General features: G+C 71.0%; 19 protein-coding genes and 3 pseudogenes. 11 read left to right on the plus strand and 11 right to left on the minus strand.

What is annotated here, in order from left to right; all coding sequences use genetic code 11:
• Positions 1-418: 418 nt before the first annotated feature.
• The 5 genes and pseudogenes from ACGFSA_RS19760 to ACGFSA_RS19780 all read right to left on the minus strand — a co-directional run bounded on the left by ACGFSA_RS19760 (position 419) and on the right by ACGFSA_RS19780 (position 4,767).
• On the minus strand, positions 419-1,813 hold the full coding sequence (locus ACGFSA_RS19760; RefSeq protein WP_393305839.1) for an NAD(P)/FAD-dependent oxidoreductase: 1,395 nt from the start codon (positions 1,811-1,813) through the stop codon (positions 419-421).
• Positions 1,814-1,982: 169 nt separating this feature from the next.
• On the minus strand, positions 1,983-2,741 hold the full coding sequence (locus ACGFSA_RS19765; protein ID WP_393305841.1) for a PaaX family transcriptional regulator C-terminal domain-containing protein: 759 nt from the start codon (positions 2,739-2,741) through the stop codon (positions 1,983-1,985).
• Positions 2,742-2,795: 54 nt separating this feature from the next.
• A pseudogene (locus tag ACGFSA_RS19770) lies at positions 2,796-3,665 on the minus strand (4-hydroxybenzoate 3-monooxygenase); the annotation flags it as partial.
• Between the two features lie 43 nt (positions 3,666-3,708).
• Positions 3,709-4,443 (minus strand): annotated as a pseudogene (gene pcaC, locus ACGFSA_RS19775) (4-carboxymuconolactone decarboxylase); the annotation flags it as partial.
• 108 nt (positions 4,444-4,551) lie between these two features.
• The gene (locus ACGFSA_RS19780; RefSeq protein WP_393305843.1) at positions 4,552-4,767 is read right to left on the minus strand and encodes a hypothetical protein; all 216 of its coding nucleotides are present in this window, start codon (positions 4,765-4,767) and stop codon (positions 4,552-4,554) included.
• 23 nt (positions 4,768-4,790) lie between these two features.
• Between ACGFSA_RS19780 and ACGFSA_RS19785 the strand changes: the two genes are divergently transcribed.
• Positions 4,791-5,603: an ABC transporter ATP-binding protein gene (locus ACGFSA_RS19785; RefSeq protein ID WP_393305845.1), complete on the plus strand. Its 813-nt coding sequence runs from the start codon at positions 4,791-4,793 to the stop codon at positions 5,601-5,603.
• A 416-nt stretch (positions 5,604-6,019) separates the two neighbouring features.
• Here the strand turns inward: ACGFSA_RS19785 and ACGFSA_RS19790 are convergent, their stop codons facing one another.
• The 4 genes from ACGFSA_RS19790 to ACGFSA_RS19805 form a co-directional block, all read right to left on the minus strand.
• A complete protein-coding gene (locus ACGFSA_RS19790; RefSeq protein ID WP_393305847.1) occupies positions 6,020-6,802 on the minus strand; it encodes a GntR family transcriptional regulator in 783 nt (260 codons plus the stop codon).
• 477 nt (positions 6,803-7,279) lie between these two features.
• The gene (locus ACGFSA_RS19795; protein WP_393305849.1) at positions 7,280-8,257 is read right to left on the minus strand and encodes a sulfite exporter TauE/SafE family protein; all 978 of its coding nucleotides are present in this window, start codon (positions 8,255-8,257) and stop codon (positions 7,280-7,282) included.
• A complete protein-coding gene (locus tag ACGFSA_RS19800; protein WP_393305851.1) occupies positions 8,254-9,681 on the minus strand; it encodes a rhodanese-like domain-containing protein in 1,428 nt (475 codons plus the stop codon). Before ACGFSA_RS19800 ends, ACGFSA_RS19795 begins: the two co-directional genes overlap by 4 nt.
• Before the next feature lie 412 nt (positions 9,682-10,093).
• Entirely contained in the window at positions 10,094-11,296 is a 1,203-nt protein-coding gene (locus ACGFSA_RS19805) for an FAD-dependent oxidoreductase (RefSeq protein ID WP_393305853.1), read from the minus strand.
• A gap of 135 nt (positions 11,297-11,431) precedes the next feature.
• Here ACGFSA_RS19805 and ACGFSA_RS19810 point away from each other — a divergent pair, with 135 nt between their 5' ends.
• From ACGFSA_RS19810 to ACGFSA_RS19845, 8 genes are all read left to right on the plus strand, one after another.
• Positions 11,432-11,578: a hypothetical protein gene (locus ACGFSA_RS19810; RefSeq protein WP_393306002.1), complete on the plus strand. Its 147-nt coding sequence runs from the start codon at positions 11,432-11,434 to the stop codon at positions 11,576-11,578.
• A 263-nt stretch (positions 11,579-11,841) separates the two neighbouring features.
• Positions 11,842-12,525, plus strand: coding sequence for a cupin domain-containing protein (locus ACGFSA_RS19815; RefSeq protein ID WP_393305855.1), 684 nt, complete (start codon positions 11,842-11,844; stop codon positions 12,523-12,525).
• Positions 12,522-13,586 (plus strand): hypothetical protein, encoded by a 1,065-nt coding sequence (locus ACGFSA_RS19820; RefSeq protein ID WP_393305857.1) that lies wholly within the window; start codon positions 12,522-12,524, stop codon positions 13,584-13,586. Before ACGFSA_RS19815 ends, ACGFSA_RS19820 begins: the two co-directional genes overlap by 4 nt.
• A complete protein-coding gene (locus ACGFSA_RS19825) occupies positions 13,583-14,128 on the plus strand; it encodes a hypothetical protein (RefSeq protein WP_393305859.1) in 546 nt (181 codons plus the stop codon). Before ACGFSA_RS19820 ends, ACGFSA_RS19825 begins: the two co-directional genes overlap by 4 nt.
• The gene (locus ACGFSA_RS19830) at positions 14,125-15,036 is read left to right on the plus strand and encodes a hypothetical protein (protein WP_393305861.1); all 912 of its coding nucleotides are present in this window, start codon (positions 14,125-14,127) and stop codon (positions 15,034-15,036) included. The genes ACGFSA_RS19825 and ACGFSA_RS19830 overlap by 4 nt, the downstream gene beginning before the upstream one ends.
• Positions 15,037-15,135: 99 nt before the next feature.
• Positions 15,136-15,672 carry a hypothetical protein gene (locus tag ACGFSA_RS19835; RefSeq protein ID WP_393305863.1) on the plus strand — a complete coding sequence of 179 codons (537 nt, stop codon included), beginning with the start codon at positions 15,136-15,138 and terminating at the stop codon, positions 15,670-15,672.
• Between the two features lie 82 nt (positions 15,673-15,754).
• Positions 15,755-17,530, plus strand: coding sequence for an asparagine synthetase B family protein (locus ACGFSA_RS19840; RefSeq protein WP_393305865.1), 1,776 nt, complete (start codon positions 15,755-15,757; stop codon positions 17,528-17,530).
• A gap of 37 nt (positions 17,531-17,567) precedes the next feature.
• On the plus strand, positions 17,568-18,929 hold the full coding sequence (locus ACGFSA_RS19845) for an aldehyde dehydrogenase family protein (RefSeq protein ID WP_393305867.1): 1,362 nt from the start codon (positions 17,568-17,570) through the stop codon (positions 18,927-18,929).
• 195 nt (positions 18,930-19,124) lie between these two features.
• On the opposite strand, the gene ACGFSA_RS19850 is transcribed toward ACGFSA_RS19845, so the two are convergent.
• Complete coding sequence (locus ACGFSA_RS19850) at positions 19,125-19,925, minus strand: YoaK family protein (RefSeq protein ID WP_393305869.1); 801 nt, start codon at positions 19,923-19,925, stop codon at positions 19,125-19,127.
• Positions 19,926-20,628: 703 nt separating this feature from the next.
• On the opposite strand from ACGFSA_RS19850, the gene rox reads away from it, so the two are divergent.
• Positions 20,629-22,056, plus strand: coding sequence for a rifampin monooxygenase (rox, locus tag ACGFSA_RS19855; RefSeq protein WP_393305871.1), 1,428 nt, complete (start codon positions 20,629-20,631; stop codon positions 22,054-22,056).
• Between the two features lie 550 nt (positions 22,057-22,606).
• Here the strand turns inward: rox and ACGFSA_RS19860 are convergent.
• On the minus strand, positions 22,607-23,212 hold the full coding sequence (locus tag ACGFSA_RS19860; RefSeq protein ID WP_393305873.1) for a TetR/AcrR family transcriptional regulator: 606 nt from the start codon (positions 23,210-23,212) through the stop codon (positions 22,607-22,609).
• Between the two features lie 46 nt (positions 23,213-23,258).
• Here ACGFSA_RS19860 and ACGFSA_RS19865 point away from each other — a divergent pair.
• Positions 23,259-23,723 (plus strand): annotated as a pseudogene (locus tag ACGFSA_RS19865) (SRPBCC family protein).
• The last annotated feature ends 309 nt before the right edge of the window (positions 23,724-24,032 follow it).

A 24,032-nucleotide genomic window follows, 5' to 3' on the forward strand; every position in this document is an offset into this window, starting at 1 on the left:
AGATCGACTACTTCGTCTCGGACGACGGCCTCGACGAACAGGCGCGGTCAGTGCTGGCCGAGTCCGTGGGCGAGCTGATCCTCGCGGACACCGGCCAGTCCTGACCGCGCCCCGCTCCGAGTACCGCGGTTCAGTGCGTCTCGAAGCTGCCGAGCCGTGGGGACACCGCGCCCGTCGCGCCGTCGGCGACGCGCGAGCACGGCCACTGGAAGGGCCTCCTGCCCGACGTGACGCTGCTGGTCGAATGGCCCGAGCGGGCCGACGACCCCACCGACCACTGGATCTCCAGCCTGCCGAGGACACCCCGCTCGTTACCCGACCGTGTCGTGGCTCCGGTGACACTTCGGGGAACAATCGGCGGCCATTCCCGGCGAGTTCCCCGTTACCCGCGTGATCTCGTCACTCGGGCTACCCGTCGTCAGCTGTCGAAGCCGAGGCCGAAGCGGTCGAGCGTCTTGAGCCAGAGGTTGCGCCGGCCCTCGTTGCGGTCGGCGCGCGCCATCGACCACTTGGTGATGCCGATCCCGGCCGAGCGGATCGGGTCGGGCGGGAACGGGAACGGTTTGCGGCGGACGAGCTCCAGTTGGGTCCGCTCGGTGCGTTCGCCCGCCAGGAGGTCCAGCATGACCTCGGCACCGAAGCGCGTGGCACCGACGCCGAGGCCGGTGAATCCGGCCGCGTGGGCGACCTTCCCGTGATGACTCGTGTCGAAGAACACGCAGAAACGGGTGGAGGTGTCGATGGCACCACCCCAGGCGTGGGTGAACCGGATGCCTTCCAACTGCGGGAAGGTCGTGAAGAAGTGCCGGGCGAGGGTGGCGAAGGTCTCGGGCCGCTGGTCGTGTTCGGCGCGGACCTTGCCGTCGCGGTGGTAGACGGCGTCGTAGCCGCCCCACAGGATGCGGTTGTCCGCGGAGAGCCTGACGTAGTGGAACTCATTGGCACAGTCGGCAAAACCCTGCCGGTTCCGCCAGCCGACCGAGGCGAGCTGCTGCTCGGTCAGCGGCTCGGTCATGAGCGCGTAGTCGTACACGGGGACGGTGTACGGGCGGTGGCGGCGCAGCAGGGAGGGATAGGCGTTGGTGGCCAGGGCGACACGCCGGGCGGTGATCCGCCCGTAGGGGGTACGGACCGCGATCACGGCGCCATGCTCGGCGAGCGAGGTGGCGGGCGTGTGCTCGTGGATGCGGACGCCGAGGTCGAGGCAGGCGCGCTTGAGCCCCCAGGCGAGCCGGGCCGGGTTGACCATGGCCACGTCGTCCTTGTTCCACATGCCGCCGTGGAACGTCGGCGAGTCGATCTCGGCACGGACCGCCTCGGCGTCGAGCAGCAGCGGCTTGCCACCGAACCGGGCGAGGGCCTCGGCCTCCTCCTTCAGTCCCTCGACCTGGTACGGCTCGGTGGCCACCACCAGGGAGCCGGTGCGCTCCCAGGAGCAGTCGATGCCGTGGCGTTCCACAGTGTCCTCGATGGCCTGGAGGTTCTCGCGGCCGAGTCGTTCCAGGAGGCCGATCTCCTCGGGCCAGCGCTGGAGGCCGTTGTGCAGGCCGTGGGTGAGGCTGGACTCGCAGAATCCACCGTTGCGGCCGGAGGCGGCGCCGCCGGCCTCGTCCGCCTCGATGAGCACCACGTCCATGGACGGATCGCGCTCCTTGGCGACGAGGGCGGTCCACAGCCCGGTGTATCCGCCGCCGACCACGAGCAGGTCGCAGGTGGTGCCGCCGACGAGTGCGGGGGCGGCCTGCGGCCGGTCGGGGTCGTCGAGCCAGAACGGGGTCGGCGAGGCGTCCCGGAGTGAGGTGAGGTGGTCCATGGGGCGGGGCTCCTTCGGATCGCGGAGGTACGGGCCTCCGAAGTGCCGCTATGAGACCGCCCGGGGGACCATAAGGTCAATGGTGTTGACATAAGGCTCCCGAACGCCGTCTCCGCCGTCGTGCTCGGCCGACCCGCGATCCCGCCGGCTCCCGGCGGTCCAGGATCTCCTAGGCGATCCGCTTGGCCTCGGGCTCGAACCGCTCCGCCAGCTCGCGGAAAAGTCCCTCCGCGCGCTCGGCGGGCCACTCCTCGGGAAGGTGTTCGGCAGGCAGGTGGGGGTCGCGGCGCACCAGGTCGAGCCAGTCGGTGTGGAGCAGAAGCTGGCGCCCCAGGTCGTCGCGTGCCTCGGTCGGTGCGTGGCCGTCGCCCCATCGGGCCAGGAAGGCGCGGTAACCCTCGGCAATGACGTCGACGTCGAAGGCGGTACGGAGCAGAGGGCCGGCCTCGGTGGGTGCGGCAGCCTCGCCGTGGAAGGCCTTGATACGGTCCTCCAGCCCGAGTTCCACAGCCAGGGGGGCGACGTCGACCTGGCCGGGGGCCTCCCACAGGCCGCTCTGCAGCAGGCCGAATCCGGCCCAGACGAGCCGTGAGCGCAGGTCGTGCCGCTCGCGGCGCCAGGATTCGGACAGCGAAAAGGCAACCAGGGTCCCGGTGCCGTCCCAGGCACGGTTGACGGCACCGGTCCGCCAGATCCGCTCCCGCCCATCGGCGAGCACGGCGGCGGCACGGCCGGTCAGCGAGAAGTACATCCGGCGGCCCCGCCGGCGCCGCTCCAGCAGGCCGCGGCCGACCATGCGAGTGAGGGTCGAGCGGACGGCGTCCTCGCCGACCTGAACGCGGGCGAAGGCATCGATGACGCTCGCCGAGGACAGGGCGGTGTCCGTGCCGAGGACGTGGATGCCGAAAAAGCTCAGAGACGAGATCAAGGCTCAGGCGGGCGCCGACCTCGGGCGCAGCTCCTGGCTGGAGATCGCCCAGCCGTGGGCCGCGTCGCCGGCCAGGAAGAGGCGACCGTGGCGCATGGGCTCGGCGACGAAGCTGCGCATCGGGGTGATGCTCTTCTCGGTGATCGGTCCCCGCCGCAGCGTCCAGTCACCGTCGACGGCGAAGCGGGTCTCCAGCTCGTCCCAGACGCGCTCGTCCGGCCAGTTGTCGGTGCTGTCGTCCGGGTCGACCTGGAGGTAGAGCCGGCTGACCTCGGGCGAGCGCATGCTGTGCAGGGCGAAGCCGCGCTCGTGGTGGGCGTAGATCAATTCCTCGCACGAGGGCGGGACGTCGGCGAGGATGCCGAGCCAGGAGAAGGGGTACGTCCGTTCCGTCACGGTGAGCAGGCCGTCCGGCACGGAGCGGCGACCGATGCCGTGGAAGCCGTCGCAGGCGACGACGATCTCGCAGTCCAGGGTGTGTTCGGCGCCTTCGTGGCGGTAGCGAATGCTCGGGCGGTCGGTCTCGATGCCGTCGACGGACAGCGCTTCCGCCTCGAACAGGACAGTTCCGCCGTCCTGTTGGCGCCGGTCGATGAGGTCCTTGACCACTTCGGTCTGCGCGTAGACCATGACCGACCGGCCACCGGTGAGGGACGGGAAGTCGATGCGGTGGGAGCGCCGGTCGAAGCGCAGTTCGATGCCGTGATGCTCCAGGCCCTGGCGGTCCATCCGCTCGCCGGCCCCGGAGTCGCGCAGCACGTCGACGGTGTCCTGTTCGAGGATGCCGGCCCGCTGGCGGCGTTCGACGTAGCCGCGGCTGCGCAGTTCGAGGACGACGTTGTCGATGCCCTGCCGGTGGAGCAGGTGGGAGAGCAGGAGTCCGGCGGGGCCGGCGCCGATGATTCCTACGGTGGTACGGGGCATGAGGGCTCCAAGAGAGGTAAGAGGGGTGCTGGGCGCGGCCGTATCAGAGGGGGGACAGGACGCCGTCCTCGGCGAGGACGCGCTGGGCCGTGGCGAAGGCGGAGTTGGCCGCCGGCACACCGCAGTAGACGGCGGAGTGCAGCAGGACTTCCTTGATGTCCTCCGGGGTGAGCCCGTTGCGCAGCGCCGCTCGTACGTGCAGAGCGAGTTCCTCCTGATGCCCGTGGGCGATCAGGGCGGTCAGCGTGAGGCAACTGCGGGTGCGGCGATCGAGACCGGGGCGGGTCCAGATCTCTCCCCAGGCACAGCGGGTGATGTAGTCCTGGAAGTCGGCGGTGAACTCGGTGGTGCGGGCGACGGTCCGGTCGATGTGCGCGTCGCCGAGGACCGCTCGGCGGACCGCCATCCCCTCGGCGTGCCTGCTGCCGTCGTCGGCGGGGGCCTCGAAGTGGCCGAGGAGGGTGCCGAGGACGGCCTGAGGGCGTTCGGCGGGCGCCAGGTGCGAGGCTCCGGGGAGTTCCAGGAGAGTCGCTCCGGGGATGCCGTCGGCCAGTTCCCGGGCGTGCCCGGGCGGGGTGGCCGGGTCGTCCCGGCCGGCGACGACGAGCGTCGGCGCGGTGATCCGGTGCAGATCGCGCCGCAGGTCGTAGGCGGCGAGGGCGTCGCAGCAGGCCGCGTACCCCTCGGGGGCAGCGGCGCGTAGGTCGTCGACGAGCCGTCCGGCCACCTGGGTACGGGTGAACCCGGCGGTGAACCAGCGTCCGGGGGCGCCGTGGGCCGCTTCTCCCCTGTGCCCACCGGCTGATCCTCACAGCCGCTGGGCCCGCGCACGACGGTCCCGGGAACCGTCCGCCGGGACGCTCGTGGACGGCGCCACCGATCGCTTTCAGGAACCACTCGGTTGACCATGCGTGGCCACGGCGACGCCCTCGTTCGTCAGCGCCATGGCGCTGGTCTCGCTGTTCTCCGTCCAACTGGGCTGGTTCCCGGGGCCGGGCGGCACCCCGGAGGGCTTCACGGCCCGCTGCGCCCACGCACAACCGCGCTGCTCCGAGGAGCCCCCGTACTGGCGCGGTACGGCGACGGACTCGCCGCGTGCCACCGCGCCGACGAAGGGATCACGCTGTGACCGGCACGACGAAGGGGCTCGTGGTCGAGGGGCTGTGCAAACGGTACGGGGACCACACGGCGGTCGACGACGTGTCGTTCACCCTGGCACCGGGGGCTTCACTGCCGATCGTCGGCGAGTCCGGCAGCGGGAAGACGACGACCGTACGGATGCTGGTGGGCCTGGCACGACCGGACGGCGGCACCGTCCGCCTGGACGGCCGGGACCGCTCCGCCCGCGCCCGGAGCCGGGCCGAACGGCTCGCGCGCGCCCGCGAGATACAGATGGTCTTCCAGGATCCGTATCTCTCGCTGGACCCACGGGTGACGGTCTCCGACTGCGTCGACGAGGTGCTGCGCCTTCACACCCGGTTGGACGCGGCCGCCCGTCGCTCGCGGGTCGCCGAACTCCTGGACCAGGTGGGCCTCGGCGAACGGGAGGCCGGGGCCCTGCCCCGGCGGCTCTCCGGCGGACAGCGCCAGCGGGTCGCCATCGCCCGGGCCCTGGCGGTCGAACCCCGCGTCCTCATCCTCGACGAGGCGGTCGCGGCGCTCGACGTGTCCATCCAGGCACAGATCCTCGACCTGCTCACCACGATCCGGCGCGAGTCGGGCATCGGCTACCTCTTCGTCACCCACGACCTCGCCGTGGTCCGGCACATCGCCGACGATGTCCTGGTGCTCAGGTCGGGCCGAGTCGTCGAGGCGGGCCCGACGCATCGCGTACTGGACACCCCGGAGCATCCGTACACCCGTCTGCTCCTCGACTCCGTACCGCGTCGCGGCTGGGACCCGAGCCTGGCGACGGCCGGCCGCCGCGCCCTCGACTGACGGACACCGGCCTGACCGCCGCCTCGCGGCGGTCAGGCGGGCCCACGTCAGGCCGTACGGAGAAGCGTCCACGTAGGCACCGGCCTCGTTCCGCAACAGCCGACCGCCCGGCGTCACGCCACAGCTCTCGATGTGCGTACGGAGCATGCACACGAACTGCGGTGGGACGGGCACAGGTCGCGTGACTGTAGGGCCTGTTTCGGAAGTCCCGCCTGCCAGGCGGCGTCTGGCCCGCCCTACGGGCGGACGACGCTACTTTCGAAACACGCCCAAGTAGGGTCGGGGACTGGCGCGGTGGCTTACGCTCCGTTTCCAGTCCCCGACCCTACCAAGTGCTTGCTGCGGTAGTTGCCGTGCCGCAGCGGTATCCACCTCGTTCGGCACGCTCCGTCGGGCCCCCGAGGAGCGATCCCGGGTCAGGGCGTACGGACCGGAGCGCCCAGCCGGTAGCCGTCGTCGGTGGAGAACGCGGCGGCGACGGCGAAGCGATCTGCTCGGACGAGCGTCTGCCGCCACTCGACCTGGCGTCGGCCGGCGTCGTGACCAAGCCGGTCGATCGCGAACAGCGCAGTGGACTCGGGGCAATCGAGCAGGGTGCGCTCCCCGCGGCCGGGCGTGACGGCCCGAATGCGCTCCCAGCCGCCGCTGATGCGAGTGCCGCAGTGGCGTTCGAGCTCGTCGTAGAGCGAGGTGCGGGTGAAGTCGACGTCCAGGAGAGGGCGGGCCACGTCCGCAGGAAGCCACACGCGATCGACGGCGAGCGGCTCCTCGTCGGCGAGACGGAGACGTTCGAGGTAGACGAGCGGTGTGGATTCCTCAAGTCCCAGACGAGCAGCAATGACACCGTCGGCGCGCTGGTCGAGCACACGCACGATGCTGCGCTGGACGGCGCCGACCTCTTCGACAGATCGAAAAAGGCTGTACGCCTCACCGACCTTCTGCTCCAGCGGGTGGCCAGCAGTGAACCGGGAGACCTTGCCGCGCCGGGCGGTGACGAGGCCCTCCGCACGAAGCTGACGGAGGGCCTCGCGGACCGTGTGCCGACTGACCTGGTACTCGGCGACGAGGTCGTGCTCGCCGGGGAAGACGTCGCGGAACTCGCCGTCTTCGAGACGGCGCAGCAGGTCGGCGCGCAGCTGTGCCCACAGCGGCTTGCCCGCGGATCGGGTGAGGGAACGGGGGCCGGGTCGGGAGGTCACCGGTGCCCTCCTGGGGCTCGGGGGTCGGACGGAGGCTACTGACACAACGTGAATGTTCGTACATTTGCAGGGGCGGTGCAAACCCGCGCTCACCGGCTCCTCGGACTAAGAGCGACCGGCACATGGGAGGCGGCGTCGCGGGGCTGGGCACGCACATCTGCGGCGTTGTCGTCAGTCAACAACTCCCCCATAGCCCTAAGGGCATGGGGGACCCCCTTCGCGTTGCCTCCCTCCTCCGCCGTGCAGCTGCACGCACCCAGCCCCGCTCCTTCTCCCACCCCCCATGTGCCGGTCGGTCTAAAGACGCGTTGACCTGGCCCGCAGGGGTGGCGGCCCGACGTGACCGGCACCCGTACCCCCGGCGGGTTCCGGACGCCAAAGGCCACGCGACGGGCTCGGTTGCCCGTCGCTCAGGCGGCAGCCGATCAGCAGTGACCGTCACCCGCCGCGGCACCAACCGCGGCCATGCGGGAAACCTCAGACGAACACGTCGATGAGCATGAACACGGCCATCGCGAGCAACAGGGTGGCGAAAGCCCGCTGCAAGGTGGCACCGGAGAGCTTGGCGGCCAGCCGCTTGCCGTCCCAGGCGCCAAGGATGGCGGCGCCCACGAACGGACCGAATATCGCGAGGTCGAGGGACATTCCTCCGGCCGCTAGGCGGGTGGCGAGGGACGCGACCGAGTTGATGAGGATGACCACGAGGCTGGTGCCGACAGCCTTCCGCATCGACAGGCGGAGCACCGACACCAGGGCCGGTACGGCCAGGAAGCCGCCGCCGACGCCCAGCAACCCGGTCACCGCACCCAGGCCGGCCCCGGCCACGGCGGTCCGCAGGTACCCGGCCCGGCCGACGGACCTCCCATGGCCGTCGTCGGCGTCAGCGCCGCCCGCCTCTTCCGGCGCGGGACCGCCCGCACGCTTTGCAGCCACGCTTGTCCCGCCGGCCGTTCGGTGTGCCGCCCGGACGGCGGTCGCGTCCGCAAGCCCGGGCCGGCCGGAGTGGGACGCGACGGCCCCCACGGCCGGCCCGGGTGCGGTGGCCTGCGAGGCGGCCGTCTCGGACGCGGCGGCCTGGCGCGTCCCGTGCGCTGCGCGCAGACCGCGCAGCATCACCGCGGCGGCGAGAGCGGCCAGGACAGCGAACGCGGTGGTCAGCACGGCCTGCGGGATGCGGTGGGCGACCATGGACGCCCCGATGGCGGGTGCCACGCCGGCCGCGGCGAACAGGGCGCCGGTCCGCCAGCGGATGTTGCCGGTGCCGAGGTGGCGGGCGAGGGCGGTGACGGAGGTGACGGTGACGACGACCAGACTGGTGGTCCCGGCGTCGGCGGGTGCGACGCCCAGGAGATACACCAGGGCCGGGACCGCGAGCACACCCCCGCCACCACCGAGCGCGCCGAGAGCCAGGCCGACCACGGCTCCGCAGAGCAGGGCGAGGATCAGGACGCTCACGCCGGGACGCCACCCGGGGTCGTGTCGGCGGGGTGCGTGACCTCACCACGCCAGGCGGAGAAGCCGCCGCGTAGGTCGGTGGCCTCGAAGCCGCGGGCGCGCAGTACGGACGCGGCCACCGATGAGCGGTTGCCGCTCGCGCAGAACACGGTCAGCGACTGGTCGGTCGGCAGCTCACTGAGGCGGCCGACCAGTTCGGGCAGCGGGATGAGGCGAGCACCGGGGATGGTGCCGCTTTCACGCACCTCGCCCGGGCCGCGCACGTCCACCAGCTCGAAGTCGTCCGCGTCCTTGGCGAGCCGGTCATCGAGGCCGGCGGCTTCCACGCGCTCTGCGGCGGTCAGGTATTCGGCGTCGACGGCGTCAACCGGGGTCATCAAGGCACCGAGGACGTGGTCGAAGCCGATGCGGGCGAGACGGTTGCGGGCCTCGCGCGCGGTGGCCGGGTCGCCGCACAGGATGATGCTGTCCCGGGCGTCGAGCACCTCGCCGGCGAGCTCGGCGAAGCGTCCGCCGAGGGGGACGTTGACCGCGCCGGGCAGGTGGGCGGAGGCGAACGACTCCGGGTCCCGCGTGTCCAGGACGATGGCGCCGTGCGCCCGGGCGTCGAGGAAGGCCTCCGGGGCGAGGGGGACAGCGGGGGTGTTTTCGTCCAGGACTGGACGTGCCTGGCGGTTGCGCACGGATGTGAACGCGAAGTAGGCGGGCGCGGCGGGCTGACCTTCGGTCACAACGGAAACGAACTCGTCCTCGGTCATGTCGGCCAGGGCATAGTTGTTCAGGCGCTGGTTGCCGATCGTACAGCTCAGCTCGGTCGAGAGGTTCTTGCCGCAAGCCGAGCCGGCCCCGTGCGCCGGGTAGACACGTGTGTCGTCGGGGAGGGTGAGCAGGCGCTCGCGGGTGGAGTGGTACAGGGCGCGGGCCATGTCCTCGGCGGACCGGCCGCGGGCGCTGAGCAGGTCGGGACGGCCGACGTCGCCGATGAACAGCGTGTCGCCGGTGAGGACACCGTAGGGTATGGCGTCGCCTGCATGTTCGCGTACGACGACGCAGATCGACTCGGGGGTGTGGCCAGGGGTGTGCAGGATCTCCAGGTCGACCTCGCCGAGGCTGAGGTGCTCGCCGTCGTCCAGGGGGTCGGTGTCGAAGTCGAGCGTGCCGGCGGAGCCATAGGAGATGCGGGCGCCGGTGCGCTCGGCCAGCTCCAGGTGACCGGAGAGGAAGTCGGCGTGGATGTGGGTCTCGAGGACCCGCTCTATGGTCAGGCCGTGACGGTCGGCGGTGGAGATGTAGTCGTTGACGTCACGCTGTGGGTCGACCACGACGGCCCGGCCGGTGGTGCGGTCGCCGACGAGGTACGAGGCGTGGGAGAGGCAGTCGAGGTAGAACTGCACGAAGACCAGCGGTCCGGTGTGGTTCGTCATGACGGGCTCCTGCGGTTGAGCGGTGAGGATGCGCCGGGGCATCGGGCCCGGGGCGCGAGTGGCGGGTCAGTGGGGCCGCGCGTCATGGATGCGGCGCGGCGACGGCTAGTGCCGTGACCGGCAATGTTTGCCCCGTGAGGAGCGTCGTCCGGTGCGTGCGGTCGCAAGGCGGCCGGAAGTCCTTGGATGGGGTCTCCCCTGCTCGAACGGAGCTGAGAGCTTGGGGATGGAGCTACCAGGGCTTTTGGCCAACGCGGCGAGCGGGCGTGCTGGACGACGCGACGGGGCAAAGCTTGCCGGGAGGGGCACTAGGTGGCCAGCAACAGGATGGCGATGTACGCCGGGACCGCGGGTGCGACCCGCCGGGTCTCCGGTCGGTGCGGCGGTCGGGTTCCCGCTTTCGGGCGTCGGATCAGGCAAGCCCGCGGAGCATGAGGTTCCAGTAGAGGAACGGCAGGCCGCGCCGCTTGAGGTACCACATGTCGGTGCGTTCGCGGATGGTGTCGATCACCGGGATCGACGGGGTGGGCTGACCGCTGTAGTCGAACTCGGCGAGCAGCATCTTGTTGCGGGCCGTGGTCAGCGGGCACGAGGAGTAGCCGTGGTAGGCGGCCGTGGGTTCCCGGCCGTTCATCGTGGCGAGGAGGTTCTCGACGACCACGGGCGCCTGCTTGCGCACGGCGGCGCCGGTCTTGGAGTTCGGGGACGATCCGACGTCTCCGAGGGCCCAGACATTGGGGTACCTGACATGCCGCATGGTGTGCTTGTCGATCTCGACGTAGCCGGCCGGGTCGTCGGCTCCGGCGAGCGGGCTGCGCTTGATCCAGTCCGGGGCGCTCTGCGGTGGGACGAGGTGAGCCATGTCGTACGGCAGGGTCTTCGTGCCCCCGGTGCCCAGGTCGGTGACGATCACCTCGCGGGCCTCGGGGCGCACCTCGGTGACCTCGCTGCCGTAGTGGACGTTGATGCCGTACCGGCGGACCACGTCGTCGAGCACGCGCGCGAACTCCGGAACGCCGAAGATGGCGGCACCGGGTATCACGAGGTGGACGTCGATCCTGCCCAGGACGCCCTGTTCCCGCCAGTAGTCGGCGGCGAGGTACGCGATCTTCTGCGGGGCGCCGCCGCACTTGATGGCGCCCGTCGGCATGCTGAACACCGCGCTGCCCGAGCGGGTCCCGCGGATGAAGCGCCAGGTCGCGGGAGCCGTGTGCGGCAGGTAGTTGCTCGACAGGCCGTCCTTGCCGAGCCCGGCCTCCAGGCCCGGCACTCGATCCCAGTCCAACTGGATGCCGGGGCAGACCACCAGGTGGTCGTAGGAGACGGTGCCGCCGTCGTCCAGCGTCACCTCCTGGGCTTCGGGGTCGATGGAGACCGCGGCGTGGCGGATCCACCGCACGCCCTTCGGTACCACGGTCTCCTGCGGGCGGATGCTCTCCTTCAGCGGCGCTCGTCCGCCGCCGACCAGCGTCCACAACGGTTGGTAGTAGTGGTGAAGGCTCGGGTCGAGCACTGCGACGTCCTTTTCACCGGCGCGGCGGAGCCGAGCCGCGACCGAGATACCTGCGGTCCCGCCGCCGATGATCACGGTCCGGTGGTGCTGCTTGGTCACCAAGGGAACCCTCCGATCAAATGTACGTACATTCAAGCTAGACGGCGCGACTCCGGTGCGCAAGCCCCCCTGCGGAAATGTCAATCAATTGTACGTACATTTATCTTGCGCTCGGCTGCGCGCCTGTCCGCCTCGCGCGTGGCCGGATCGGCCTTCTCCCGGCTCGGACGGCGTGCCCCGTCCTCCGGAAGGGATCTCTCCCGCAACCTGGTGCTCAACGTCGTCGCCGACCGCACCGGCGAAACGACCATGGGCGCGGTCGCCGAGGAAACCCTCGGTAGCTGAGCCCGACCATCCAAGATCCCGACAGAGTCAAGCCGGCCGCGCGCCGCTTCAACACGTGCACCTCGTGGACTGCGCGGTCATCCGTCCACTCCGTGCCACGCACGTTCGCCCGCCGTTCCCTCGCGCTTTGCCCAAGTGCCAGTCCAAAGGCTCCCGTTGTTGTGGATCAAGGCCATACGATGCGCTTACGAAGCGCGCGCCGCGCACAGGAGGACGGGGGAGGCGCGATGTCCGGGAGACCGCATGACGGTATATCCGACGCCATGCCGGGCGGAGCATGGGGCACGCTCCCCGACGCTGTGGAGCTGTACCACCTGAGGCCGGACGGAGGCATCGGGCTGGCCGACTGCGAGGGCGCCCGCGAACTGGGACCCGAGCGGGAGTTTCTCCGCTTCATCGATGACGGGCAGTTCGCCCACTACCTGGTGGGCGACGCGGCGACCTCCCCCGAGCGTCCCTCGAACGCCACGGTCAAACTCGGTGTCGTGGGGCCGCGCAGCGCCTTCACCCCGCATGCCCACGGCGGTGAACACTTCGTCCTCAGCCTCGGCCACGCGGCCTGCGGCCTCTACGACGCGGACCGCGACCTGGTTACCGAAGTCCCGATGACTCCCGGGATGTTGATACGGATTCCGGAGATGATGCCCCACTCCTTCGCGAACAGGGGCACCGATCCGCTGACGATCCTCGCGGCCAACACCGGTTACGGGATCGACCACGAGGACTACGCGATCACCGCCGGGGAGGCCGAGCGCCGCGCCGCGGGTGACACCCCGACAGCCGGCCAGGTGGCGGTAGCCGCCGCCACCGACTATCGCGCCCTCGCCGCCGCCCTGCGCGACATCGAGCGCCATCAGCAGGACCGCGGCATCGCCACCACCACCGTCCGCGAGCGCCTGGCCGCACGACTGCGCCGTGTGGCGACCGCACTGGAGGTCCGCCGGTGATCTGTCCGCACTGCGAGAAGAACCTGCTCCGCAAGGAGCGCCCCAACAACACCTGCTCCCACTGCGGGCGCACGTACGCGCTCGACCCCAAGACCAACTCCCTCGGCCTCAGCGACCTGCGGGTGCGCAGGATCGTCGCCAAGGCGACGGAGGAGGGCAGGATCGCGGTGACGCCGGACCAATTGTGGTACGCGCTCTCGCGCAGGCGCCTCAAAAAGGGCACGTTCGCGCCGGGGTGTACGGAAATCTCACTCTTCGTGGGCCTGATCGTCGGCGTCTTCGGCATCTTCACCGGGACCGTGTACCTGGCCCTCATCGCGTGCGCCCTGCTGCTCGTCGCCGCGGGCTTCGCCCTCGCACGAGCCGCCGGTGCGGGCCGGGGCTTCCCGGTCATGAGCCGTGCGGCGTTCCGTTCGGAGGCGCTCGCGTCCTGGCGGTACGTGTACGGCGGGCTGCCGCCCGGGGTGGTCGACGACGCCCCTCCCGTTCCCTCTCAGGCCAGGACTCGTGCGCCCTCCGGTGCTGAGGCCGGGGCCGTACTCCTGTGCCCCGACCACTCCATCACGGCCTTCCTCGACGCCGACGGCCTGCCCGCCCATTACGGGATCGCGCTCGCCGAGGATCTCGACGCGGTCCTCGCCCTGCCCGCACGGGGCCCGGTGATCGTGCTCCACGACGCCGACGCGCACGGGGAGCTTCTCGTCCGGCGCGCCCGCACGGGTCTGGGGCAACGCACGGTGATCGACGCCGGGTTGCCGCTGCGCACCGTCCGCGGTCTGGCACAGGCCGTGCCCTACCGCGACAAGCAGGGGAAGCCCGACAAAGAGACCATGGCGCTCCTCACCGAGCTGGGCGAGTTCACCAAGGCGGAGCTGAGGTGGCTGGGAAAGGGCTGGCGCTTCCCGCTCGTCGGCATGCCCCCCGCCCGGCTGCTCGCCGCCGTCACCCGGGTCGCCGAACAGGTCACGCGGAGCGTCGATCCGGAGCGGCGTCGCGCCGCGTCCGTGGGATTCATGACCTGGCCGGGTCCAGGGGCCCAGGACCACGCGGGTGAGCGATGATCTGCCCCCGCTGCGCCGCCTCGCTGACGGGCAAGCAGCGCAACGGCAGAATACGCGCGCACTGCGGGAAGCGCTTCGCGCTCGACCCCGCCGTACACGGCAAGGGCATGCATGACATCCCTATCCGGGGCATCGCGGAACGCGCCACCGACCACGGCCGCCTGAGGATCACCCTCACCCAGCTCTGGTACCTGTTCCGCAGCCGTAACTACGCCTGGGCCGGGCGGGATCCGCAGGGTGTGCCGGCGAAGATCCGCTGGCTCGTGGCCCTGCCCGAGGCCGACGCGGAGTGGCTCGGCGAAGGCTTCTGGGGTCCGCTCGCCGCCGTGCCGCCGCGCGTCCTCGAGTCGATCGTCGTACGGGCGGTGGAACGGGCGCCGGCCGCCCCGCGGCCCACCCCCCGCGAGACCCTCACGCACGGCTTCCTCACCTGGCCGCAGGCGCCGTGGACCCCGAGAACCTCGCGGGCACCTGGCGCCCGCCCACCCGGCACGTACAAGAAGAGAACCGGCACGTACAAGAAGGGCACCAGCTCCGCATGACGCCGCGACGCCTCCAGGCTCCCGGAATCGGGACCTCCACGGCCCGGGACTCCCGTACCGGCCGCGGGCCGGGCGCCCGCCTCCTCGACCTCGCGATCACCGGCGCCGCCGCGCGCGCCGCGGGCCCGGGCGGCATCAGATTCACGGAACGGCAGCTCTATTACGAGACCTGCCGTGTCCTGAGCCCGGCCGCGACCCTGCTCCCCCGCATCCCGCGCACCCCGGCCCCTCCCCTGCGGCTGCCCACGTTCACGCGTGCGCTGGAGGCACGGGGCCGGGAGGCCGTGGACGGCCTGCTCCCGCCGGTCCCGTCCGCGCCGTCACGGCCTCTGCCCGCGCCCGATGCCGCCGAACCCGACCTCTACGCCTACGGGCTCCCCCGCCTGCTCGTCTGCCAGGACGGCTCGATCGCCCGGATGCTGCTCGCCAACCATGTGCACCTGGAGGCGGCCTGCCCCGTCCTCGCGGCGCCCGACGCCCTGCCGCTCGACCCGCGCCTCGTCGCGGCGCTGGAGCGGGCCGAGGGCGCGACGGTCCATGTGCTGCACGACGCGAGCCCGGAGGGCATCGGGCTCCCGGCGCGGGTCAGGGCCGCTCTCGGCCCGGTCCCCGGCGTGCGGATCGCATCGATCGGGCTCGTGCCCCGGCATGCGGCAACCCTGCGCCTTCCGACCGGCCGTGGCCCGGTACCGGCTCCGCCGCTGGAGCCCTGGCCGCCCGGGCTGCGGCCCGAGGAGGCCGCATGGCTGGCGCGGGGACGGTTCACTCAGGTCGCGGCCGTGTCACCGCCCCGCTTGGTGCGTACGGTGCTGCGCCTCACGCGGGGACCGCGACCGCCGCGGAACTCCATGTGGTCCGAACTGCGCGGGCTGCGCACCGCGGGTTTCCTGACCTGGCCCGCCTCGTGATCCGCCGCGTCACCCGCCCGTGAACCGCGGGGTGACCCGTCCCGGCGAGCCCCTCTTCCCGCGGGCACGACCGCCCCACAGACCCGAGGAACGCACACGATGATCCGACCTCAAGAGATCGGCTACTCCGACGAACTGCTCGCCGACGGCAGCGTGCACCGGCGTTACGAGGACGGCCGGGAGGAGTGGCGCGACCACGAGAGCTCCTCCCGTCACCTCGTGCGCTGGCACGACAACCGGAATGCCTCCGGCACCGACGAACTCCTCGGCAACCACATCATCAAGCGGGTTTTCGCCGACGGCACGGTGACATACGCCCGGGACATCGGATACGGCCGCACCCTGTGGGGCCGCGGCGAGACGGTGATGGTCAACCGGACGTCGTTCGGCGGCAGGATGGGCGTCATGCTCGCGGGCCTGGGCATTGCGGGCCTCGCCATCACCGCCGCCCAGCTGCCGCCGTCGATCATGAGCCCGGAAGAGGAGGAGGAGCTCCGCCGGCAGCAGGCGCAGAGCCAGTCGTCGTCCTCGGGCGACTCGGGCGGGGGCGGCGATTCCGGTGGCGGCGGGACGGACGACTGGGACGCGGGCTGGGACGACGGCGGGGACACCTGGAGCGACGACGACTTCGGCTGAGCCTGCCGCGTCGGCACCAATGGAAGCCGTAGGAGCGGCGGTAGCAGTACGGAACACGGAGCACCGAGGAGAGGAGCCATCCATGGCACGCTTCTGCGTCTGCCTGTCCCCGACCACCCGGCAGGCCCGGGCCCATGTCGAGGCGATGGGTGCGGCCGGGACCGGCCGGGCATCCGTGGACGTCCCCGGGGCTGCCCTGGGGCTGATCGCGGACGAACCCGGCCGCGCCGACGGCCCGTTCACGGCATTCGGCCTCACGGCGATGGGTGAAGTCACCCTCCACAACCGCCCGGCCCTCCTGTCCGCGCTGCACACCGAGGGGACCCCCGTACCTGCCCGCTGCTCCGACGGTGAACTGCTGCTGCGCTGCTGGGCGCGGCTCGGCGACGCGGGAGTGGCGCTGGCCGAAGGCATGTTCGTGCTGGCCGTGCTGGACGGCACGGACCTGATCCTGATCCGCGACCACGTGGGAGCCCGAACGCTCTTCTACGCCCGCGCCGAAGGAGCCTGGACGGCCTCGACCTCGCTGCGGGCGCTGCGGCGCTGGCCCGCGCTCGGCACCTCGATGAATCTGTCCGCGGTCCGTTCGTTCCTCACCTTCGCCTATCTGCCGGGCGAGGAGACGCTCCTGACCGGCGTGCGGGAAGTCCTGCCCGGACGGGTGCTGCGGCTGACAGAGGACGGCGCGGTCACCGAGACCGTGCACTGGGAGCCCCACGAGCACATCGCGGAGCCGGTGCCGCAGGATCCGACGGAGCATGTCCTTGCCCTACGGGCGATCCTGGAGCAGGCGACGGCCGAAAGGCTCCCGGAGGCGGAGCCGGCAGCGGTGCTTCTCTCCGGCGGGATCGACAGCTCCCTCGTCACCGCGCTGGCGACGAAGCTCCACAGCCATCCGGTGCACACGTACTCGATCAGCTTCGGCGACGAACTCCCCAACGAGCTGGGCTACTCGGGCCTGGTGGCCGCCCACTGCCATACCCGCCACCGAGTTCTGAACGTGTCGGGGAAGACGGTCGCCTCACGGCTCGCGGAGGCGGCTGCGCTCCTGGACAGCCCGGTGGGCGATCCGTTGACGGTCCCGAACCTGTTGCTCGCGGAGACCGTGGCCGCGGACGGCGCGTCGGTGGTGCTCAACGGCGAGGGCGGCGACCCCGTGTTCGGCGGCCCGAAGAACCTCCCGATGCTGGTGCAGGAGATGCACCGTGAACCGGGGGCGCCCTGGGACGAGGACCGGGCTACGGCGTATCTGCGCTCGTACCGCAAGTGCTGGACGGACCTCCCCACGCTACTGACCCCGCAGACGCTGGACGCACTGCGGGACGCCCCGCGCCCCCAGCGGTTCGTGGAGCCGTATCTGGCGCCGGGCGTCGACAGCCCACACCGCATGGGCCACCTCCTCAACCAGCTCCTGCACTGCAATCTGCGGACCAAGGGCGCACACCACATCCTGACCAAGGTGGAGCGCCTGACGGCATCGCAGGGCATCGAGGGCCGGGCACCGCTCTTCGACCGCCGGGTCGTCGACCACGCGTTCGCGACGCCGCCGACGTACAAACTCCGTGGCTCTGCGGAGAAGTGGATCCTCAAGGAGGCCGTGCGCGATCTTCTCCCCGACACGGTGGTCGACCGCCCGAAGAGCGGGATGCGGGTGCCGGTGCAGCAGTGGCTGACGGGTCCCCTGCGCGACCTCGGAAACGATCTGCTGCTGAGCCGGCAGTCGGCCCACCGGGGCCTGTTCCGCCCGGACACGATCCGCGCCTGGATGAAGGGCGAGGGCACGCTCCTGCCCCGTCACGGCGGCAAGCTGTGGCTGGTGCTGACACTGGAACTGTGGCTGCGGTCGTACGCGTTGTGAGAAACGAGCAGCAGGAAGCGACGAGCGGGAAGCAACGATGAACACTGAACTCACCGATCCTCGCACGGGACGTCCCCGCGGCACCGCTCCCGTCTCCCGCGAGCCCGAGGTGGCTGCGGCCGTGGCAGCGGCCCGTACGGCGCTCGGCGCATGGAGCGCCCTGACCCCCAAGGACCGGGCGCGACGCCTGGACCGGCTGGCGACGCTGATCGAGGACAGCGCGGCGGAGTACGCGGCTCGTGAGCGGGCCGGTACGGGCAAACCGGATGCGGAGACGGCAGGCGAGGTCGAGCAGGTGGCGGATCTGTTCCGTTTCTACGCGACGGCGGCACGGACCCGGACAGCCCCGGCGGCGGGCCGACTGGTGACCGGGCACGAGAGCTGGGTGCGCTGGGAGCCGATGGGCGTGGTCGGGGTGATCATCCCCTGGAACTACCCGCTGATGATGGCGGCCTGGCGCTGCGCCCCGGCACTCGCCGCGGGCAACACGGTGGTGGTGAAGCCGGCGGAGACCACCCCGGACACGCTGGAACTGCTGGCGGAGCACGCCGAGCGGACCCTGGGCGAGGGCGTGCTCCAGTCCCTTCCGGGAGACCGGCGGACAGGCCGGCTGCTGGTCGAGTCCCCGGTGGACATGGTCGCGTTCACGGGCAGCGGGCGGGCGGGCCTGGATGTGGCGGCGCGGGCGGGGACGCGCCGGATCAGCCTGGAGCTGGGCGGCAACGCCCCGGCCGTCGTTCTCCCGGACGCCCCGGCGGACACGTATGCGTCGCTCGCGGAAGCGGCCACGTACAACGCGGGCCAGAGCTGCGCGGCGCCGGCTCGGGTCGTCACGCTCACGGAGAACTACGAGTCGACCATCGCCCGCCTGACGGAGGCGATGGGGGCCCGGCTGGCAGGCCGTGACTTCGGCCCGCTGAACAACCCGGACCAGGTGGCGCGTTACGACGCCCTGGTCGCCTCCTCGTCCGCGAAGCGACTCCTGGCGGCGGACATCGCCACCCTGCCGGGCGAGGAGCACGGCCATTGGCGCGCGGCCCTTGTCCTGGCGGATCTCCCGCACGACGACCCGACGGTCACCGAGGAAGTCTTCGGCCCGCTCCTCACAGTCCAGCACGCGGACACCGTGGAGGCGGCCCTGGACCTGGCAAACAGTGTCCCCCAGGCCCTGGCGGCCAGTGTCTGGACTACCGACCTCGGCACGGGGCTCGATCTCGCGGCCCGCCTCGACGCGGGCGAGGCCTGGCTCAACTGCCATCTGGTGCAGACGGCGGAGCTCCCGCACGGCGGGCGTGGCTCGTCCGGCCACGGCACGGACCTGAGCACGCTGGCGCTCCAGGAGTACCAACGGCCCAAGACGGTGACGGTGCGACTGAGGCCCGGCCTGCGCGAGAGCTGAGGCAGAGGGCCACCGGACGACGGCGGGCGGCGCCCGTCCAGTGGTCCGATCGCAAGGCGCCGGAAGTCCTTGGATGGGGTCTCCCCTGCTCGAACGAAGCTGAGAGCTCGGGGAAGGAGCTACCAGGGCCGTTGGCCAACGCGGCGCGCGGGCGTGCCGGGCGGCACGACGGGGCAAAGCGCGCCAGGAGGGGCGCTAGTGGGGCACAGGTCGCCGGAAAGAAAGCGTGAGGGCCGCAGTCAGCAGCACCAAGGGGAGGGCCAGAGCAGCCGCCCGTGCGTGGGTGACAAGAAGCGCTCCCAACCCTGCCCCTGTCGGCAGCATCGCGATCACCGCAATGTTGTATCGCTCAACCTCTTTCTTGACGGCGAGTGCGACCAGCGCGCCGGTGAGAGCGCCCGTCATGTAGGTGGTCGAGAGATTCGACCCGCCGGCGACACGGATCATGCCGCCCTGGCAGCCCATGCACACGGCCATGGCCGCCAGGAGGACCAGTTGGCTGGTGCCGGCCGGCTTGCCGTCCAGAGCGGCCCAGGCCGTCATCGCACCAGTCATGACAATCACCTCTGCGAGCAGTGCGATCCGGGCACCGCTCCATCGTGCGCGGCCCGGGAGGGAAGCAACCCGACTGCCGAGAAGCACGCCGCAGGTGTACGCGATGATCGCCAGTGCTGCGTGACCGGCCAGCAGCACGTCGTGGGTGGCGATGGCGAGACCGAACAGAGCAAGGTTCGCGGTCATCACGCTGGTGAACACACCACCGAGGGTCATGAAGCTGATCGCGTCGACCGCTCCCGTCGCCATGGCCAAAAGCAGAACAGGAAAAGAGGACTTGAGGTTTCGTGGCTGAGCGAGCCACAGCTCGGGGGCCTGCGTCATGCATCGACTCCACATCGAGGTCGGATTCATGTGTGCACCGCAGAACGTCTGACACTGCACGGCAGGTTCGGTGCGGACGTCATCGGGCTGTGCGCGGCGCACGGTGAAGCCGGACACCGTGCCGCGAGTCTAAGACCGACCGGGTGGAGTGTCCGCACTACCCATGTCGGGCGACACCAGCGTCGACTCTGCGGCGCGCTGCGGTGGCACGCAGGCGCAAGCGCAGACCGTCCGCCGGACCTCGATGCGAGCGAGCACCCACACCCCCTGCTCGTCCCGAGCCCGGACAGCTGTCTGCCGGGCGGGGACTTCGCGTTCCTGCGGCACCAGTCCCGCGGAAGCTGGAATGCCTGAGGAATGTTCACCCGCAACTTCTGGCTGGACGACGACATCGGTGAGCTCGTCACGGTCCTGGACCTGCTGGCTCCCCACGTTGAAGATCCCGGATACGGCGGAGCCGGCGGCGGCATCACCGTACGCGGCGCATCACCGCTTCGGGAGGGGTTTGCCCGTCCACAGCCGACAACAAAAGGCAAGGAGGTTACCCACTCCTTGCCGCTCTCAACGTATAGCGCACCGGGGGCCTTGCGGCAAGACCCGGGTCGTGCTGCAGAATCTCCAGCCGAAGCCAGAACCTGTGTAAATCAGGGATTCGCGAAGTGCGTGTGCTTTTGGCGACGTATGGGTCTCGCGGGACGTCGAACCGTCGGTGGGACTCGCGGTGCGGTTGCGGGCACTCGGCGCCAGAGGTGCGGGTGCCCGCCGCCGGACTGCGCGGAGCAGCTGGCGAAATGCAACCTTGTCGAATTGGGGGGTTTTCATGATTGACGTGATCGTTGCCGGCGGCGGGCCGACCGGCTTGATGCTGGCCGGCGAGTTGCGGCTGCACGGCGTACGCGCGCTCGTGCTGGAGAAGGAGGCGGAGCCGACCGGGCTGTCCCGCGCGCTCGGCCTGCACGCGCGCAGCGTCGAGGTGATGGACCAGCGAGGTCTGCTGAGGCGGTTTCTCCCGCTCGGGCAGCAGTTCGCGGTCGGTGGTTTCTTCGCCGGCCTCGGCACGTCGTGGCCTGACCGGCTGGACACCGCGCATTCGTACGTCCTCGCCATCCCGCAGAGCATCACCGAGCGCCTGCTGACCGAGCACGCCACCGAGCTCGGCGCCGAGATCCGGCGCGGCTGCGAACTGGTCGGGCTGAGCCAGGACGAACACGGAGTGACCGCCGAGCTGGCCGACGGCACGCGGCTGCGCTCGCGCTACCTCGTCGGCTGCGACGGCGGCCGCAGCACGGTGCGCAAGCTGCTCGGCGTCGGCTTCCCCGGCGAGCCCGCCAGGATCGAGACGCTGCTGGGCGAAGTGGAGGTGGCCGCGCCGCCGGAGACGCTGGCCGCCGTGGTGGCCGAAGTCCGCAAGACCCATGTGCGGTTCGGCACCATCCCCATGGGGGACGGGGTGTACCGCATGATCGTGCCCGCCGAAGGGGTGGCCGAGGACCGTGCGACCGCGCCGACCCTTGAGGAGTTCAAGCAGCGGCTGCGGGTGTTCGCCGGCACCGACTTCGGCGTGCACTCACCGCGCTGGCTCTCCCGCTTCGGCGACGCCACCCGGCTGGCCGAGCGCTACCGGACCGGCCGGGTGCTGCTGGCCGGCGACGCGGCGCACATCCACCCGCCGACCGGCGGGCAGGGGCTCAACCTCGGCATTCAGGACGCGTTCAACCTCGGCTGGAAACTGGCCGCCGAGGTGGGCGGCTGGGCACCGGAGGGGCTGCTGGACAGCTACCACACGGAACGGCACCCGGTGGCCGCCGACGTGCTGGACAACACGCGCGCGCAGACCGAGCTGCTGTCCTCCGAGCCGGGTCCCCGGTCAGTGCGCCGGCTGGTGTCGCAACTGATGGAGTTCGAGGAGGTGAACCGGTACCTGATCGAGAAGATCACTGCGATCGGGGTCCGCTACGACTTCGGCGAGGGGCATGAACTGCTCGGCCGGCGGCTGCGGGACGTGGGGCTGAAGCGCGGTCGCCTCTACGAGCTGATGCACGGCGGCCGCGGACTGCTGCTCGACCAGACCGGCCGGCTCTCGGTGGCGGGCTGGACAGATCGGGTGGACCACGTCGTCGACGTCAGCGAGGAACTGGACGTGCCCGCGGCGCTACTACGGCCGGACGGCCATGTGGCGTGGGTCGGTGAGGATCAGCAGGATCTGCTCAGCCAGCTGCCCAAGTGGTTCGGCGCTGCCGCCGGCTGAGCGCGCAGTTGTGGCTCGCGAGAGCAGGACCTGTCTCCGGCCGGGTTCGGCACGGTCCGGTGCCGGACCCCGCCGGCTCGAAGCCCCCGCGAAGTACGCCGACCCCGGTCACGGGAGAAATCGGTCGTCGCCCATCTCAACCAGTGGGGCGGCACCCTGATGTGATCGGACTCGATGATCCAAACGAGACAGCGTAGACCATTCCGCAACATCTGATAGCCGGGCTTATCAGCAGGGTCGCAGTTCTCCGGGGTGTGGTCGAGGTGCGCGGTGGTCAGGATGACGCGGGAACCGGTGCCGTACGCGGGTTGGCCGTGCCGGTTGAGGCACCGGCCGGGGTGGCTGCCGCGTCCGCACTCGCCCTCACGCTCACGTTGCCACCCGGCGCGTTCCCTGACGGTCTTGGAGCTCTCCGGCCAGTTGTCGGGCTCTCCAGACGCTCGCATGTGTCTCAGGAAGCCTGCGAAGCGGCGTACGTCCACCTCGGCGACCGTTGTTCGAACGGTGGTACGTCGTCTGACCCAGCCGCTCGGCCTGATCGGCGACCCCGTCACTCCGAGCCGTAATACAGCCGGAGGAACTCCTCCATCGCCGCGTCGACGCCGGCGCGGTCACCGGTAGCGAGCAGGTCAAGCAACAGACCGCGGACGGTGGCAAGCCCCAGCCTGGCGCGGTTCCGGGCCGCGGCAGGATCCGCCCCTGCGGCCATCTCGGCGGCCACGAGTGGCTCCAGCCAGTCCGTCACGAACCCTTCGAGAACAGGGGCGGCCTCGAAGCGGCCCCGCAGCGCGCGCCCGCAGATTTCGAAGAAGAGCCGCTCCTGACCGGCCAGCGCAGGGTCCGTCAACTGCTGCCACAGTCGCCGCGCGACATTGGCCGGCGAGAGACCGGGCTCCAGTCGGAGCCGGGACAGCAGATCACGCTGGCGCCGCTCAGACGTCCTGACGATCTCGACGAGCAGCTGTTCCTTGGAACCGAAGTAATGGATCAGCATGCGGTGACTGACGCCGATCGCGGCGCCCAGGCGGCGCAGGCTCAGGTCCGCGATGCCGTGTGCTGCGACGTGGTCGACGGCCGCGTCCACCAGTTGGGCGCGCCGGCCCCCGTCCGTGCCGTGCGCGGCGCTCTCTGGATGCACGTCGTCCGTATTCACCACATCGCGAGTGTACCAATTGGTACATGGCGCATGTACCGTGTGGTACATGAAGTCTGTCACCGTGTCGATCGACGTGCCGCAGGCGCCGGAGCAGGTCTACGACTTCCTCGATGTCATGGCTCACCACGAGCGATTCACCAACCACTACCTGACCGACTGACGCTACAGCGGCCCCGGCCGCGGCGTCGGGTCGTGCGCCACGGTCACCGCCGCACTGGGCGGCACGAAGACCGACGTCACCATCGAGGTGGTCGAGGCCGACGCACCGCGGCGCATCGTCGAACGCAATGTCAGTACGGCCGGCCGGCGCCTGGCCCACGGCGTCTACACCATCGAACCGCTGCGAACCGGTGGGAGCCGCGTCTCGTTCACGTACACCTGGGTGCGCGCCCCTCTCGCCGACCGCCTCCTGGCACCCGTCGTCCGGGCCATGATGCAGCGCGCCAACCGCACGGTCATGCATCGCCTGGCCGCCGAGTTGGCTCGCCACGTCTCCGCTGCCGGCTCCTGACGGCGGCGCATCTCGACTCTTCTGCCCGAAGCAGGGATCGAGCCCCGTGGCGGCCCGGACGATCGAGGCGGTGGTGGTGACGATACGGGCGGGAGCCCAGGTGGCGAGCACGTCGGGCGGCAGGCCGAGCGCTTCCTGAGTGCGGCGTTGACCGACAACCTGTGCTCCGCCCCGGGGAGCGGGTCCTGGCATGCCCGGCGAGGCCGGCCCTTCACTCCGATGCCCCGCCCCTTTCACCCGGTCGGACAGCGCTGCCGGGCCCGGCGGCGCCTATGGGTGAACGCTGAGGTGCTGTTGACCTCAAGGGAG

The sequence above is a fragment of the Streptomyces sp. NPDC048496 genome (assembly GCF_043200055.1).
GTDB lineage: Bacteria > Actinomycetota > Actinomycetes > Streptomycetales > Streptomycetaceae > Streptomyces.